Genomic DNA, 15,245 nt, shown 5'->3' on the forward strand with positions numbered 1-15,245 from the left:
CCGATAAGAGGGGTGGGCACACGGGAGGTCATCTTAACCTGTTGGGTGTGTCCGAGGATTTTTATTTTTGTCCCGGATAGTTCATGCTCCAGCTTTCATTTGATGTTTTCTCACATTCTGATCAATCAGCCCCTCTTTCTGTGGCGGTTTTATGCCATGGCCTGAAAGGGACGACGTCTCCCATGTTCCAGCGTTTGGATCAGGACACAGGCGGGGCGTTGTCCCGAGCCGTTCGCGTGCGTGATTTTCAGGGGAAAGAGGGACAAACTCTCTGTCTAGGCGCACCATCTGACAGCCTTGCACAGGTGCAGATTATTGGCTGCGCTCCTGAAGATGGAGCAGACTCAAAGTCAGAAGCTCTTGTGATGGAAGAAGCTGGCGGTCGGGCGTTTCGTGCGCTTGAGAAAAGCGGCTATGCTTCCGAGCAGGGAATTATTGTCGTGCCTGATTGCTTGGCGAGCTACGCGGCCGAAGTGGCTTTGGGAGCGCGTCTGACAAGCTATCGCTTTACGAAATATCAGTCAGAACCTTCCAAGCCTGTAAAGACGCAGCGTTTAAGCCTCGTTCTTTCAACCGAGGAAGCGGCTGAAGCGGCTTTGTCACGCTGGACGGCTTTGCAAGCGGTTGCTGATGGCGTGTTCTTAACACGCGATCTCGTTACAGAGCCTTCCAATGTACTGTATCCTGAAAGCTTTAAAAATCGTATCGAAGCGCTCAAAGAACTAGGCTTGGATGTTGAGGTTCTTGACCGTGCGCAGATGGAAAAGCTGGGATTTGGTGCGCTTTTGGGTGTCGCGCAGGGGAGTGAGTTCGCCCCGTATACTGTGATCTTGCGTCATAATGGGGCGCCTTCTGCTGAAGATGCGCCGCTCGCCTTTATCGGGAAGGGCGTGACATTTGATTCAGGCGGTATTTCCATCAAGCCGGCTGCTGGCATGGATGAGATGAAAGGCGATATGGGCGGTGCTGCAACGGTTGTCGGGCTGTTGAGTGCGCTGGCTCGTCGTAAAGCTGAGGTCAATGCCATTGGTGTTGTCGGGTTGGTTGAAAACATGCCATCTGGCACGGCGCAGCGTCCTGGTGACATCGTGAAAAGCCATAGCGGCCAAACGATTGAAGTCTTGAACACAGATGCTGAAGGTCGTCTCGTTTTGGCTGACCTGCTGTCTTATACGGCACAGACCTACAAGCCTGCGCTGATGGTGAACCTAGCAACCCTAACAGGGGCGATTGTTGTCGCTCTTGGGGCCGAACATGCCGGCTTGTTTAGTAATGATGATAGCTTAGCTGTGGCCTTGGTGCAGGCAGGTAGTGAAACGGGCGAGAAGCTCTGGCGGATGCCAATGGGCGAAGCTTATAACCGTGCGATTGATTCCGACGTTGCTGATATGAAGAATATCGGTGGACGTCCGGGAAGCTCCATTTTGGCTGCTGAGTTCCTCAAACGCTTTGTTGGTAAGACGCGCTGGGCGCATCTTGATATTGCAGGCACGGCGTGGCTGGACAAAGAATCAGCACTGGCAGGCAAAGGGGCGACAGGCTTTGGTGTCCAACTGCTTGATCGTTTTGTACAAGATCACGAGGCGCAGAACTAACAGCACGGTAAGAGCTGAGAGACATCATGACAGAAGAGGCGTCCAGCGATCAGCCTAAGGCGCCCTCAAAAGAGGCGCCAGAGGGAAAGGCTGTGCAGGTTGGGTTTTATCATCTGACCCGCACAAGCTTAGAGGAAGCATTGCCGCGTTTGCTTGGACGCACGCTCGAGACAGGCGAAAGAGCGGTGGTGCGTTGCCCAACGGCGGCCCGCGTGACGGAGTTGGATAAGGCTTTGTGGGAGCAGCGCACCTTGCTCTGGCTCCCTCATGGTACAGCGAAGATGGGCTATGCAGCGCGGCAGCCTATTTGGCTTTCAGCAAAAGATGAATGCCCCAACGGTGCGCGGTTTCTCTTTCGTATTGATGGTGCTGGCGAGGGGGCATTTGGTTCTATCGCCCGTGTGTTTGACCTTTTTGATGGACGTGATCATGAGGCTGTCGTGCAAGCGCGGCAGCGCTGGAAAGCGGCTAAAGCGGCGGGGTGTGAACTGACCTATTGGAAGCAGGAACCACAAGGTTGGCGACGAGCAGGATAGTGTAGCGGTGTTCTATAGCGATTCACTGACAGTGTTTCTTGCGGGTCTTGTGTTATGCCTATTTCTTGGTGACCGTGCGGTTCTGCATACTCTCTGGCACGGCTTACGGCCAAAAATGCGCGTGCCTCTGGATGGCCCGGCGTTAGAGCGTGCTTGTGCTTTGGGGCTCGCTTTCATCGTATTGATTGTACGCAATACGGATCTCACTGTCCTGCTCCTCGCTGTTTTAATGGTTGTATTAGGTGGGCGAACCGGGAATGTGTTTCTCCCTTTTTGGGGGATACCAGCCTTAGTGCTGTATGGCGTTTATCCATCATTATGGGGCGCCTTGTTGCTTCTTCCAGTGTTATTTTGGCCCGGTCAAAAGCGCGATATTGCTCATGAGCAGCAATGTCTTGGTGCGCTTTTAAGTGTCGGGTTAAGTGCGCATATTACCCCTTTTCAGCCAGGTTTTTGGACACTTGGTGCTGGCAGCGTCATGATGGCATTGAGTGCATGGGGATATATGCGGAAATGGGCGGTGCTCTCTGGGCTTGTCCTCGTGTTGCGCCCTCTTTTTTTGCTGGGTGTCATGATGGCCTCTCAAAAAGAAGGGCTTACAGCGAGCGCTCAGGCGGCGGCTTGTGCCTTATTGCTTGACCTTACCTTGTCTGTTGTGCGGGTTATTCAGCCGTCATGGCGGCTTTTGGCCTTATCTGTTCCGCCTTTGCCCGGGTTTATGGTCACTTGGCTCGGCATACATGCCACGCTTGGTTTAGTAACAGGAGCTGGGGGCTGGACTTTATCAGGTCTTGCCGTGGCGGTTATTTTGGCGCTTCTCGCTACCTTGGAGCTGATACGCTTTATCCCCACAATGCGTGCTACAGCGGTGACACCGTCTTTTCTGCTGGTTGCGGCTTTGGTGCCGTCCTGCGTGATGGTCGCCGGTGGGCTGCTGGCTCATCATGGTGGCTATGATGGCTTGAGCACTTTTTCTTTCGCGACGATATGGTCATTCCAAGGAGGGGACGGCGCCGTGCTCGCTTTCCCGGCACTTTGGGGGCTTGTGTTGATTTTTTGGGGTGTTTTTGTGCGCCCATGGTCTCTCACGCGGCCTGTGATGTTACCAGGGACATTGCCTGTTATGACCTCAGATCGGCAACGCTGGTTAGCGTGGCTGGGTGGAGAGACGCCTTCTTTGCCTTGGAGATGGCGTCGTCAGCTCGTTGTCATGCGTTATTATGGGCGTGAAGGGAGCCGTCGTTTTCGACAGATGCAGGTGCCGGTGTCGGAAATGAGCCTAACGATTTGGCTGGTCTTTCTTGGCGCTGTGCTCGCTCTTTTGGGGCTGAGTTCATGAAGCAGGATGTGTGGGCCCTTTTTGAGAATGGTTGTACAGCCTGCGCGCAGGTGGTGCTGTTGATGGTTCTAACGCCGCTCTGCGTCTGGGTGTTTGAGGAGCTGCCCTTATATCTATCAGGGCGAAGTGTGCGATCTGTTAGACTATCTTATACCCATTTTTGCACGTTACTATGGCGGGGGCTCCGCGCGGGATTCTGGCCGAGGGAAGGCATGGCCTTTGCGTTTATTATGGTCGTGTTCTGGAGCCTTCCAGGCGTGGATGCTTTTATAGGGACGCATGAAGGGCAGTTTTTTGCACCTATGGCTGATCCCTTATTGATAGGAAGCCTTCTTTTAGTGGGGAGTGCCTGTCTCACGCCAGTTGTGCCCGTTGGGCGATATTTGGGAACGGCGCTGGTGCTATGTGTGGCCGATATTTTGCTCGTGCTTGCCGCTCCTGGCACAGATGGGTTGGTGGGTGTGCATACGGCGTTGCAGCTTACACCAGGGTCTGGCTTGGCCGGGACGAGCATATGCTGTGCGTTGGCGTTGGCTGTGGTGGCTCCTTTACCGACAGAAGCAGAGCTAACGCGTCTTTTTAGCGATGATGTATCTGTTAAGAAACGTCCTCAGCGTGACCAAAACCGTATGCTGTTGGGCCTTTATCACATGGGGTGGCTGCTCTTGGTGGCGGATCTTCTCCTTCCGGTGTTAATTGGTGGGCAAGGTTGGGCCGGGATTGTTGGTTTAGCAGCACGATTGGCGATGACGCTTGCACTCATAGTCGGGTTAAAGCTGAGTGCTGTTGAACGGTACCCGCGCTTATTGGCATTGTTGATCGGGTTGGGTTTTTTGATTGCGTTAGCCGGAAGATTTGCGACATGACCGTCGGCTTTGCACTTGCCTTAGTGCTGGTATTAATCACGTTAGGGCGTGATGGGCGCTGGCTTCCCCTTTATGGTGTGTTGTGCGCGCTAACGGCGGCGTCATCAGGCAGTGGCATTATGGCTGTTTTGGTGGTGCTGGCGTTGCTGCTGTTTAATAGTGGGGCTTGGATCGGCTTGCGCGGTTTTTCCGCAGCACGGACATCCACGCATGTGCGGAGTGCTGAAGCGATTCTGCCTGTGGTGGCAACGCTTCTTATGCAGTTTGTCCTTGCCTTATCGGGGGCTGACCTTGGCCTTGTTCTCACCTTAGGGGTTGGGTTGGTTGTTGCTGGTTTGTGTTCGGCAGCGTGTGGGGCTCCACTCGCGCAGTTTTGTGGCCTCTTAAAAACAGCCGATGGGGTATTGATGGTGGCATGTTTGCTGGGGTCATGGGGGCTGTTTGTGACAGGAATAGCGCTATGGTCTGTCATGGCCGTTTTGGGCGTTACGCTTCTCCCTCGTCTCGCTTGGCGAAAGGTGGAGGAATAACAATGCCGGTCACGACGCTGCCCCATAGTGTTATTCCAGCAGGGATTTTCCCCTCTCCCGGGCTGTTCACATTACTATGTTGGCCCTTTTTGGTTACGTGGGTGCTGTGGGTGTCGGAGCGTGCCGGGCGTGCTCAAGAAATGGCCTATGCAGGTATGGTCATCAGTGCGCTTGGTTTGCTGGGATGCTCGCATGGTCTTGCCCTATCTGAAGGTATCGCGCTTGCTCTAGAATCCTGTGTGCCGGCCTTATTATTCATGCAGCTTCATCCCCATGGCGAGGGGAAGGGACGTCTTGGTGGGCGTGAGGGTGAACGCCTCCCTTTTCTCGTTGTTGGCTGTGTGCTGATGGGGTTTTGTTTGCGTTCCATGCTGGCTGTTACCGTTGTTATTGGAGCGGGATCAGTGTTGCTGGCGTGGTGGGACGGACGGGCTATAAGGCGGGCGTTCCCTGCATGGATGATGGCGCGTTTGCGCCTTTGTGGCGTGGTGTTGAGTGCGTTAGGAGCCGTATTGCTGCATGGTGTTCCCTCTGAAGTGACACCGGAAGCCGCGCAGAATTTGGGGATTGTCCTCTCCGTTCTTGGGCTTGCGATGATGGCAGGACTGGGCAGCGCGGCAACAGCAGCACCCGAGCTGGATATGCTGGATGTTGGGCTGCGTTTTGCCGCCCTTACCGTGATGGTGCATTTGGCCGTGTATCCTTTAGCGCGTCATCTTATGTTGCTTTCTGGCCTTATTGCGCTGTTGATTACGATGCTCGGGCGAGGCTCTGTGTTCCCCTTATTGCCATGCCTGACGGGGCTAGGCGTGGTAGCCGCCGCGACGGAGCAAGAAACAGCGCTCTTACTCCTTCAGGCCGGGGCTTTACTGGGGACGGTTTTGAGGGTGAGGGCGTCCTTTGACCCTAAAGAGCAAAGCACGCTGCCTGAACGTGCTCTCTTACCAGTGATGTTGGTGGTGCTTCTCCAATTAGGACATGTTTTGCCTTTAGGAGCATTGGTCATGTTGCTTCTTTGTTTAGCGTTGGGGCTGCGTGATGTTCGTTTGGCAGACCCTTCCCATCATGGTTGGCGCTTTTGGGTTGGGCAGGATCAGCAAACACGGTTATTAGTGAGCCTATTGATGATCTTGGCTTTTGTTGGTGTGTGCTTATCTGGGTGGAATACTGTACCAGGGTGGCGCGTATGACCGTCATGACCGCTGTATTACAGCATAGTGAACGTGTTGGTTTGTTTCATTATCGGATAGAAACAGACCTCTGGCGCGCTTTGCTAGAGATGGTTGATAGGACCGTTACCTTTATCGCTTTATGGGTTGATGAGGACGAAGCAACGCTGCTTTTGCTCTATGATGAAAGCCCTATTTTATTGAGCACGGCTGTCGAAAAGCGCCGTTATTATGCTCCGTCACTTCGTTTCCCCGCAGCTCAATGGCATGAACGTTTAGCGCGCGATCTTTGGGGGGTAGAGGCCCTTTCCGCGCGTGATGATCGCGCTTTGCTTGATGATGGATGCTGGCCGCTCACTTGGCCTTTAGCGCGTGAGCCGATCCCTGTGCAGGGGGAGAGAACATCACCTGACCACCGGCCGGGTATGGTGCCGTCGCGTACGGCGCTGCCGGGCTTATTGGGTGTGCGGTATGAGGTCGTCAATGGACGGGTGGAGCAGCTTGATGTGCAGATTGCACCGGGGCATCGTGGTGTACTCTCCCAACTTAAGGGACGCACAGTTGCTGAAGCATTGAAGATTATTAGTCGTGTCAATGCGGCAGGTTTTGTTGCTCATCCTTTGGCTTTTACACGTGCGGTAGAGCAAGCCCAAGCGCAGCTACCAACACCGCGTGAACGTGATACGCGCCTGATCTTGCTCGAGATTGAGCGTATGAGCGTGCATATGTTTGACCTTGCTCAGAGTGCGCGTGCTGCTGGAGCAGAGCTTTTAGCCACATATAGTGACCATATGCGCGAAGCTCTTGCCCAAACGTGTGAAGAGCATGGAGCATCACGTCGTTTAACCGATATGGTGCGGCCATTAGATGAAGGTGGCTGTGCGATCTCTGAAATCGTTCCTCTTGCACAGGCTGTGATCACTGTTGTGTCAGTCTCTCTTCCGCGTCTTATTGGGCTGCATCATGTGTATGCTTCACGCTTGGAAGGGCTTGCCGTGCTCCCAACAGAGATGGCTTGGGCGTATGGGATTGGTGGGGTCGCTGGGCGTGCGAGTGGGCGGTATGTTGATCGGCGTGCGCTCGATATTGGCATGCGTCTTGATGCGCTTCGCTCATCGGGACGGCATGAAGGCTGTGCTTTGGCACGCAACCGTCAACGTTTGGCTGAAATAGGGGATTCAATTACCCTAATGGAGCGTATCCTAGCGAGCATTGGTCTTGATGATGAGGCGCAGGCTTATCCGGTGACTGATGAAGGGGTCGGTGTGGCGGAAAGCGCTCGCGGCGATATATGGTATTGGGTCACCTTACAACAAGGGAAAATTCAGAAGATCCATATACGTGACCCAGCGCTCCCCCTTCTGACGGTGCTCGGTGATATTTTAAATGGGCATAAACCAGAGGAGATTGGCGCAGCCTTGCTGTCTTTGGGTATTTCTACTGCCGGTGTGGCGTTGTGATAAGGAGTGTATAAGCATGTCATCAGGCCCATCGACATTGCTTTTTGCTTTTATGGATGCGCAGCGTTGGCGCCCTCGTCCTGTCCCACGTAAGAGAGGGGGCATGATCCGGCTTTATGCGTTAGAGACAGGCAGTTGTGAGGGCTGTGCCATGGAGATTGCAGCACTGAACGGCAGTACAATCCCCCTTGAAGGAAGCGGTTTCCAGCTTGTGGAGGGGCCAGAAGAAGCTGACTGGTTGCTTGTAACGGGAGCTGTGACACGCAGCAGTGCATCTGACCTCGTTGAAGCTTGGCAGGCGATGCCAGCAGGGAAGTCCATGGTGGCTGTAGGGGCTTGTGCGTTAGATGGTGGGCCTTTTCAGGCAGATTATGCCACTCTTGGTGGGCTTGAGAAGATCAGCCGGGTTTATCGCACCATTCCCGGCTGTCCACCATCGCCACGTGATATCTTTCAGGCTTTGGTTGCGTTAGCCGATGAAGGATTTTCTTGATCGTCATAGAACATTCCATCGCGGGAGGCTTCAGCCTCGCGACGGAGACGCCAATAGGAACGACGCGAGAAGGGAAGCATACCAAGATAGATAAGCCCTGCGGCTGCTAGGGCGCCCCAAGGTTCTGCAACGAGAATAGCCGCGTAAAGCCCCGTTCCGAGGAGGAGGGGTAAAATATAAAGTGTGGGTACTTTAAAATTTTTGAACGACCAAATAGGCACCGTTGAGACAAGCAGAAACGCGGTGCCGACGAGACAGGCTGCAGAAAGCCACGGCGTATGAGAGAATTGTGCAATCTCAGGCAGGCCATTACGCTCCGCTTCTAACCCGAGAAAGACGGGGAAAAGCGCTAAGAGAGCGCCGGCTGGAGCTGGCACTCCGCTGAAGAAGTTCGCAGCATATTCGGGGGCATTATCGTCATCAAGCGTTGCGTTAAAGCGGGCTAAGCGCAACGCCATGCAGACGGTAAACATAATAAACGGCACGAAGGCGAAGCGGCTTGTTGGATGCAACGCCCACATCATCAACACGAAAGGGGGCGCGACACCGAAGCAGACGAAGTCTGACAGGCTGTCAAACTCCGCACCGAAACGGGATGTCCCGTGTAAAAGGCGTGCAATACGCCCATCCAGCCCGTCCATGCAGGCTGCCACGAGCAACGCAATTGCTGCATGAGAAAAATGCCCAAGAAGAGCAAATTTAATGCTGCTTAAACCGGCGCACAGACCAATCATGGTGAGTATATTAGGGACAAGTCGATTAAAAGACAGGCCCCGTACACGCCGACGTCTGCGCCGGCGTTTTAGGACGGATTTAGGAGAAGAGCTCTCTGTCATGCTGATGCTTTCACAGTTCCGCAATAACCGTTTCGCCCCCAATCATGGTCTGCCCAACCCGAACTTTAGGGGTCACACCGGGGGGAAGATAAATGTCTGTGCGGGAGCCAAAGCGGATCAAACCAAAGAGATCCCCTGCTTTGAGTGTATCCCCTTCAGAGACATCGCAGAGAATGCGCCGCGCAATCAGCCCAGCAATCTGCACAACAGCGATCTGCCGGCCATCAGCCATGGTTACGCAGAGCTCATTACGCTCATTATGTTCCGAGGCTTTGTCGAGGCTGGCGTTTAGGAAGCGTCCAGAATGATAGGCACGCTTGGTAATCGTGCCATCAACAGGGATTCGGTTGACATGCACATTCAGCACGGAAAGGAAGGTGGACACGCGCCACACAGGCTCATCGCCCATCTCTAATGCTGGAGGAGGGGCGACGCGTGTGACAGAGGTGATACGGCCATCCGCACTGGCAAGCACGAGCTTTCCATCTTCAGGAGGGAAGCGCTTGGGATTGCGGAAGAAATACAGGCAAAACCCGGTAAAGGCGAGGCCGGCTGTACCCAGTGCGCGGGTAAAGCGCCAAGGGGTTGCACGCCCTAAAAGCCCCACAAGCATACCTCCTCCTAGAAAAGGAGTGGCTGCGCGATGAGGGGGGGATAGGACGAGTTTAAAAGACTGGATCAGTGACATAATGCTTACTCTTACGATACCGGTGCGGTGGGTCAAGGACTTGACGCATTCTGAAGACGCTCTGTGAGGCTTTCTTCATCTATATAGGGCAAAAAGGAGATGAACCGGGACGTATATGTCACGCAATGACCTTTTCTACGGCCCTTTAGAGACTAACATTTTAAGCGAGTGATAAACAATGATCTCATAGTGGCTGTTTTGCCGTTTTGATTGTATCATGGATTAAAGCGCGTAGGGCGATGTTGCTGTAGCAGGTTTGTGATATGTCTTAATGTTTGAATGCTGCTTTGAACGATTTTGAGCATCTGGCGAGTGAAGGGCAACCGTAGGTTACTCCTGTATGATACCTCTACCAGCCATCAGAATTTGATCAATATGAGTGGGAGTGGCATAGTGAGATGTTATTACTCATGCGGTCTTTGAGGTCACTCTCTACGCGATAGTGATGAGATGGCTTTGGTATGCGCCGTCTGTCTAACCTTTCGGCAAGAAGTCAGTTATGGCCGAGCAGGGGTATCATCGTTCAAAATGATGCTCTTTTCTGTGCGTAAACAGAACTCCAATATTTTGATCGTCATGCATGTTCTGCACAAAAGATGAACCGCGATTATCGTGGGAAAACGGTGACGTGAGCATGGATATAATGAAAGAAAGGACACTATATTATGGATATTAAGATTCAAGCTGTTCCTGTTTTGAAAGACAATTATGCGTGGCTTCTCCACTCGGAAGCTGGAGGAACTATTGTTGTCGACCCTGGTCAATCAGAGCCTGTGCGTAAGGCGCTAGGAGATCGACGGTTAGATGCTATTCTTCTCACCCATTACCATAGTGATCACACAGCGGGGGCTGATGCGCTGAAGCAGGCTTATGGCGCGATGATTTACGGCCCAGATAATGTCGCAGCTTCTGTCGATACGGCGGTAAAAGGGGGAGAGCAGCTGACATTTGCTGGGGTCAAGATTGATGTTCTTTCCACGCCAGGTCATGCGGAAGGCCATGTGTCCTATGTACAGCCCGACGTGCCGGCTTTATTCACAGGTGATGTGCTCTTTAGTGGGGGGTGTGGGCGTTTATTTGACGGCACAGCGGCGGAGATGTTCGCGAGTTTACGTCTTTATGATCCCTTACCGGATAACACATTGGTTTGCGCAGGGCACGAATATACAGAGGCGAACCTAGCTTTTATTGCGGCTCATACAGCGCAGCCTAATGACGCTTTTCAGCAGCGCTATCGGGAGGTAAAAGCGCTTCGGGAGCAGGGGAAGCCCACCTTGCCTGTCGCGTTAAAAGTGGAGCGAGAGACAAACCCGTTCCTTCAGGCGCGCACGGTTGAGGAACTCGCTCATTGGCGCCACCTGAAAGATCAAGCGTAACAATCAGGCGTCGATATCAAGGCCGATATCAAGAGCGGTGACGCTATGAGTTAGCCAGCCGAGGGAGAGGACATCAACCCCAGTTTCAGCCTTAGAGCGCGCTGTATCGGGGGTGATGCCTCCTGATGCTTCGGCAATGGCACGACCATTGATCATGGAAACCGCGCGGCGGAGTTGGTCGGGGTCCATATTATCCAGAAGATAGGCATCAGCTCCACCGCATGACAAAGCTTCTTCAAGCTGCTCAAGGGCATCCACTTCCAGCTCGATCTTCATCAAATGCCCGGCCCGCCCGCGAGCCGCTTTCAGGGCTTCCTTAATCGTACCACCGAGCAGGGCAATGTGATTGTCTTTGAGCATAATCGCGTCATCCAGCCGATGACGATGGTTGCTTCCCCCACCAGCACGCACGGCGTATTTTTGCACGGCGCGTAAACCGGGAAGGGTTTTGCGGGTGCAGCAGACATCAACGCCTGTGCCTTTCACCGCATGAACAATGGCTGCTGTTGTGCTGGCAATCCCGCTCAGATGGGAGAGCAGATTAAGAGCGACACGCTCACCTCCCAAAATAGCAGCGGCAGAGCCCTCAACTGTGGCCAGAGCATCACCGGGTTTAATGATCGCTCCTTCTGCCATAAGGGGTGTAAAGTGCGTAGCTCCGTCAAGCGCATGAAAGGCGAGGTGGGCACCGGGTAGTCCCGCAAGGACACCATGATGGCGCGCTCGGAAGACAGCGCGAAGTGTTTTTTGATGACCAAGGAGTGCTTGGGTGGTGACATCCCCGCCTGTCCCAAAATCTTCACGCAAAGCGGTGGTGACGAGGGGTTCCCAAAGAAGGTCGGGGAGGAAAAGGGCAGCGGTCATGAGTGAAGCTTTCAGGCAGAGGGGAGATCGACAAGTGTCCAGCTTTGGCGCTGGGGAGAGCGGCTTGTTGGAGCGTCTTCACGCCAATGACTGCCACGGCTCTCTGTGCGATGAAGGGCAGCCCAAGCGATAAAGGAGGCAGTCAGAGCTGGGCCATAATGGCGCGCTAGCGGGAGTGCTTTTTCTAACAGGGCGCGTAATCCGTCTTCATGGCGCAAAATTCCCGCCTGCTCTTCCATCAGATCGTTTAGTGTCCATGTGGGAGACAAGAAAGGAACGCGCGGCGTTGGCGCGCTGAGTGGGATGAAAGGCGTGCTGTGCGCGTCAATATCTTCGGCAATCCATTTCCCGCAGACGAGCGCCTCAAGGAGAGAGTTGCTCGCTAAACGGTTCGCGCCGTGTAGCCCTGTGCAGGCCACTTCACCATTCGCCCATAATCCTGGGAGGGAACTGCGGCCATGATGGTCAACAGCGATACCGCCCATATGGTAATGCATGGCCGGTTTAACGGGGAGGCGCTGCGTGTCTGGGTCTAACCCCGCTGCATGGCAGGCTTTGGTAATAGCAGGGAAGCGGGCGCTGAAGGGGCGGCCTTTGAAATGACGCCCATCAAGATAAACCTGATGACCGGCTTTCAGTTGAGCGGCGATCGCACGACTAACGACATCACGAGGGGCCAGCTCTTTGGTAAAGCGTTCGCCATTTTCTAAGACGAGAGGGGCACCAGCGCCACGCACGGCTTCACTAATGAGAGGGCGACGTGTTTGTGTTGGGCCAGCCGCTAGGGAGGTCGGATGGAATTGCGTAAATTCCATATCTCCCAAACGTGCCCCGGCCAAGGCAGCATGGGCGATGCCCATCCCTTTGTTGCTCAGAGGGATAGTGGTGTGGCGATAGAGCCCGCCACAGCTCCCAGTGGCGAGAATGCAGCATTGTGTGGGGATAAATCCGCCGGACACCCACACCCCACGCAGTAACCCATCTTCATGATGGAGCCCTTCGAGAGTTTGGCCTGTCAGCACATGAATGCGCGATGTTGCGCGTACTTTTTCCCACAATGAAGAGGTAATATAAGCACCGCTTTGATCGCCTCCTGCATAAACAACGCGCGGTCGGCTATGCGCCCCTTCGAGATGAAGGGCGAGAGAGCCCGATTCATCACGAGCAAGCGGCACACCCCAGCGAAGGAGCGTTTCAACAGCAGAGGGGCCGGCTTGCGTGATCGCTCGCACGATCGCTTCATCACAAAGACCAGCACCTGCGCGGAGTGTATCGCGTGCATGATCCTCAGGGGTATCATCCGGCCCAATGGCCGCAGCCATTCCGCCTTGGGCGAGCTGGGTGGAGGAGCCCTCACCGTTGGAGTGAGGAGAGAGCAGCACGCATGGTTGTTTGAGGTGGAGCGCCACAGACAGGCCCGCTAAGCCGGAGCCAATAATGACGGGCCAGCCTGTGTAGGAAGAAAGGAGCGGATCTGTCATAGGAGGTCTGCCTCAATGTTCTCCAGAGGGGGCCTCTGGAGAGGGTGGTTAGAGGGCGAGCATCCGTTCGACGGAACGACGAGCAGGCTCTTGATGCTCAGCGGCGATGGTGACTTCTGTGCTCATTGTTTCCAGCGACCGACGAATGTTCTTTAACGTAATGCGCTTCATATGAGGGCATAGATTGCAGGGACGTACAAACTGCGTGTCTGGGAACATCGTCGAAAGGTTATCGCTCATAGAGCATTCAGTAATGAGCAACACCTTATCAGGATGATTATTCTCAATATAGCTGATCATACTCGCTGTAGAGCCTGCGTGATCGGCTTCAGCAACGACTTCTGGTGCACATTCTGGGTGAGCAATGACGTGGAGGCTGTCTTTATGCATGCGCCGATATTGGCGGATCTCTGGTGGGGTGAAGCGCTCATGCACTTCGCAGCGTGCCGACCATGTGTGCATTTTAATACCCGTTTCGTTTTCAATATTACGAGCGAGATATTCATCTGGGATCATAATAACCTCGGGCACACCAAGGCTTTCAACAACGCGGCGGGCGTTCCCCGAGGTGCAACACACGTCCGTTTCGGCTTTTACAGCAGCAGAACTATTGACGTAGGTGACGACGGGAACACCGGGATGGCGTGCTCTGAGTGTGCGAACATTCTCCGCTGTGATGCCCTCAGCGAGGGAGCAGCCGGCCATTTCATCGGGGATGAGCACGGTTTTCTCTGGGTTCAGCATTTTCACGGTTTCAGCCATGAAATGCACCCCAGCCATAAGGACGACCTGTTGTTTAATATTTTGTGCTTCACGCGCTAGGGCGAGGCTGTCTCCACGAATATCGGCGACACCGTGGAAGATCTCTGGCGTTTGGTAATTATGGGCCAAAATGACAGCATCATGCTTATGTTTAAGCGCGAGGATGGCTTCGATGTCATCAGCAAAAAGCTGCTCCCAATCTTCCCGCGCCATGAGGGAAGAAACCGGACGATAGAGATCATCACGTGACGGAAGAGCGACGGTGGCCTGCACCATAATAGAGAAATCCTTATGAATGTTCTTATACTCAGTATGAGCATAAAAGAGCGCATAAGAAAAGGGTTTCTAGAAAAAGAGAGATTAAAAGCGCGTTAATCCAGCGGAAGCATGGCCCCGCTGAGGTAACAAGAGGTCGCTGCTTCTGGGCGAAAATGATAGAGCTTAGCAGGACGTCCGGGCGCGCTTGCATCACGTTCGCCGCTTTCTTCAACGAGTTTTTGATGGAGGACAAGGCGGCGGAAATTGGGCTTGTGCATAGGCCGACCAGAGAGGTTTTCCATCGCCTTCTGGAGCTGCAAAAGCGTAAAAGCATGAGGCAAGAGTTCAAAAACAATGGGCGTATAGCGGATTTTAGCCCGAAGCCGTGAGAGGGCTGTGGCAAGAATGCGCCGATTATCAAACGATATCTGAGAAGAATCGGTCTTGCGCGTTGATGTTGGGAGGGATTTAGCGACGAGTCCCGCTTCCCATAGCAGTTCGTAACGATCGAGGACTTTTTCATCATCCCAAGGGAGGCCATTAAGACCAAAGGCTGGGATTGCGCGCGTTAGGCGTTCTGGATCATGGCTCGCCCAAGACGTGATATGAGTGCGTAGTTCTTTAAATTGGCTATTGGTGGCTGGGGTGCGTCGATCTTCCCACGGGAAATAGGTGTAGAGTGATTGTAGAGAGAACCCCTCGGGATTGGTGATCCTCGCTAAAGCAAGATAAGAAATACGGATAAGCTGGTGCTGTGTATTGGGTAGTGGTTGATCAGCAAAGGTATAAAGCTGCTCCATATGGCCGATGCTGCAGCCTGTATGTTGCTCGGCCCAACGATGGAGCCCTTTTTGCAGCGAATGTCGGTTCGTTAATGGGCCGGAGGGGAGTTCCTGACCTTGGTTAAGGGTTAGAAGGGTGGGGGCTTCTTCGCCCATCGTGATGAGAATAGTGACGAGATCAATCGTGCAGAGAGGGTTGTCTGGCATGGT

Annotated in this window: 15 protein-coding genes; 9 read left to right on the forward strand and 6 right to left on the reverse strand. The window is 53.9% G+C overall.

The window, feature by feature from the left end; genetic code table 11:
- Positions 1 to 83: 83 nt before the first annotated feature.
- From F457_RS0106085 to F457_RS0106120, 8 genes are all read left to right on the forward strand, one after another.
- Positions 84 to 1,595: a leucyl aminopeptidase gene (locus tag F457_RS0106085; RefSeq protein ID WP_018980251.1), complete on the forward strand. Its 1,512-nt coding sequence runs from the start codon at positions 84 to 86 to the stop codon at positions 1,593 to 1,595.
- Positions 1,596 to 1,621: 26 nt separating this feature from the next.
- Positions 1,622 to 2,131: a DNA polymerase III subunit chi gene (locus tag F457_RS0106090; RefSeq protein WP_018980252.1), complete on the forward strand. Its 510-nt coding sequence runs from the start codon at positions 1,622 to 1,624 to the stop codon at positions 2,129 to 2,131.
- Between the two features lie 7 nt (positions 2,132 to 2,138).
- The gene (locus F457_RS0106095; protein WP_018980253.1) at positions 2,139 to 3,470 is read left to right on the forward strand and encodes a hypothetical protein; all 1,332 of its coding nucleotides are present in this window, start codon (positions 2,139 to 2,141) and stop codon (positions 3,468 to 3,470) included.
- Between the two features lie 212 nt (positions 3,471 to 3,682).
- Positions 3,683 to 4,336, forward strand: a complete 654-nt coding sequence (locus F457_RS0106100) for a hypothetical protein (RefSeq protein ID WP_018980254.1) — start codon at positions 3,683 to 3,685, stop codon at positions 4,334 to 4,336.
- Positions 4,333 to 4,866, forward strand: a complete 534-nt coding sequence (locus F457_RS0106105) for a hypothetical protein (protein ID WP_018980255.1) — start codon at positions 4,333 to 4,335, stop codon at positions 4,864 to 4,866. The genes F457_RS0106100 and F457_RS0106105 overlap by 4 nt, the downstream gene beginning before the upstream one ends.
- Before the next feature lie 2 nt (positions 4,867 to 4,868).
- Positions 4,869 to 6,056 carry a hypothetical protein gene (locus tag F457_RS0106110; protein WP_018980256.1) on the forward strand — a complete coding sequence of 396 codons (1,188 nt, stop codon included), beginning with the start codon at positions 4,869 to 4,871 and terminating at the stop codon, positions 6,054 to 6,056.
- On the forward strand, positions 6,053 to 7,495 hold the full coding sequence (locus F457_RS0106115) for an NADH-quinone oxidoreductase subunit D-related protein (RefSeq protein WP_018980257.1): 1,443 nt from the start codon (positions 6,053 to 6,055) through the stop codon (positions 7,493 to 7,495). Before F457_RS0106110 ends, F457_RS0106115 begins: the two co-directional genes overlap by 4 nt.
- Before the next feature lie 16 nt (positions 7,496 to 7,511).
- Complete coding sequence (locus F457_RS0106120; RefSeq protein ID WP_018980258.1) at positions 7,512 to 7,988, forward strand: NADH-quinone oxidoreductase subunit B family protein; 477 nt, start codon at positions 7,512 to 7,514, stop codon at positions 7,986 to 7,988.
- Here F457_RS0106120 and F457_RS0106125 read toward each other — a convergent pair.
- Together F457_RS0106125 and F457_RS0106130 are read right to left on the reverse strand one after the other, a co-directional pair.
- Positions 7,949 to 8,824, reverse strand: coding sequence for a CDP-alcohol phosphatidyltransferase family protein (locus F457_RS0106125; RefSeq protein WP_018980259.1), 876 nt, complete (start codon positions 8,822 to 8,824; stop codon positions 7,949 to 7,951). The genes F457_RS0106120 and F457_RS0106125 overlap by 40 nt on opposite strands.
- A 10-nt stretch (positions 8,825 to 8,834) precedes the next feature.
- Positions 8,835 to 9,512, reverse strand: a complete 678-nt coding sequence (locus tag F457_RS0106130; protein ID WP_026294242.1) for a phosphatidylserine decarboxylase — start codon at positions 9,510 to 9,512, stop codon at positions 8,835 to 8,837.
- A gap of 665 nt (positions 9,513 to 10,177) precedes the next feature.
- On the opposite strand from F457_RS0106130, the gene gloB reads away from it, so the two are divergent.
- On the forward strand, positions 10,178 to 10,888 hold the full coding sequence (gene gloB, locus F457_RS0106135) for a hydroxyacylglutathione hydrolase (protein ID WP_018980261.1): 711 nt from the start codon (positions 10,178 to 10,180) through the stop codon (positions 10,886 to 10,888).
- A 3-nt stretch (positions 10,889 to 10,891) separates the two neighbouring features.
- On the opposite strand, the gene nadC is transcribed toward gloB, so the two are convergent.
- The 4 genes from nadC to F457_RS0106155 form a co-directional block, all read right to left on the reverse strand.
- Positions 10,892 to 11,752, reverse strand: coding sequence for a carboxylating nicotinate-nucleotide diphosphorylase (gene nadC / locus F457_RS0106140; RefSeq protein WP_018980262.1), 861 nt, complete (start codon positions 11,750 to 11,752; stop codon positions 10,892 to 10,894).
- 11 nt (positions 11,753 to 11,763) lie between these two features.
- Positions 11,764 to 13,233, reverse strand: a complete 1,470-nt coding sequence (locus F457_RS0106145) for an L-aspartate oxidase (RefSeq protein ID WP_018980263.1) — start codon at positions 13,231 to 13,233, stop codon at positions 11,764 to 11,766.
- A 48-nt stretch (positions 13,234 to 13,281) separates the two neighbouring features.
- Entirely contained in the window at positions 13,282 to 14,271 is a 990-nt protein-coding gene (nadA, locus tag F457_RS0106150; RefSeq protein WP_018980264.1) for a quinolinate synthase NadA, read from the reverse strand.
- A gap of 95 nt (positions 14,272 to 14,366) precedes the next feature.
- Positions 14,367 to 15,242 carry an NUDIX hydrolase gene (locus F457_RS0106155; RefSeq protein ID WP_026294243.1) on the reverse strand — a complete coding sequence of 292 codons (876 nt, stop codon included), beginning with the start codon at positions 15,240 to 15,242 and terminating at the stop codon, positions 14,367 to 14,369.
- Between the last annotated feature and the right edge of the window lie 3 nt (positions 15,243 to 15,245).

The organism is Saccharibacter floricola DSM 15669, assembly GCF_000378165.1.
GTDB lineage: Bacteria > Pseudomonadota > Alphaproteobacteria > Acetobacterales > Acetobacteraceae > Saccharibacter > Saccharibacter floricola.